This window comes from Anoxybacillus sp. ST4, from assembly GCF_019448545.1.
In the GTDB taxonomy this organism is placed as follows: domain Bacteria; phylum Bacillota; class Bacilli; order Bacillales; family Anoxybacillaceae; genus Anoxybacillus; species Anoxybacillus pushchinoensis.
On sequence record NZ_JAHZOE010000073.1, the window covers coordinates 1 to 502 of the forward strand.

Here is a 502-nt window from a genome sequence, read left to right on the forward strand (position 1 = left end):
GTTTGAGTCAAGACTTTGTGGGAGATTTTTTTCTCGACCGATTTTTTTGGTTATATATGGTTTTATAAAATCGTTATATGTAAGCGCTTTTACTTGCTCTCATCCTGTAGGTATGTGCGTTTTCCCTCGTTTTAAAAACCTTTCAATGCTTGCAATGCCTCGTAAATCGGTGCCCCTGAAGACTGGCGAAGGTATGGGATGTTATCTCGTACCACTTCTGTCATTTGCGTTTGCACGCGCTTCAGTGCTTTTTTCACGATCGTTTCTCGTTTCGTTTCTTCTCGTTCTTCCGCGCCATACATCACTCCATCGCGTGTCCGAATGAGTAACGTATCTTTTATCGCGACGATCGCTCGCAACATCGCTTCAATTCCTGCATCCCTCCAACTTCGACCGTTTTTACTTCGTTTCGCAAACACATGCATCGTTCCTTCCGCACTCCCCATCGCCCTCATGTTTGTCGTGTCGATCCCTTTTTCCTTCAACCATACGCGATAGTCAC

General features: G+C 45.0%; 1 protein-coding gene. It reads right to left on the minus strand.

The window, feature by feature from the left end:
• Nucleotides 1-131 precede the first annotated feature (131 nt).
• A partial coding sequence (locus K1I44_RS15050; protein ID WP_219986631.1) for a UPF0236 family transposase-like protein occupies nucleotides 132-502 on the minus strand: 371 nt, incomplete at its 5' end.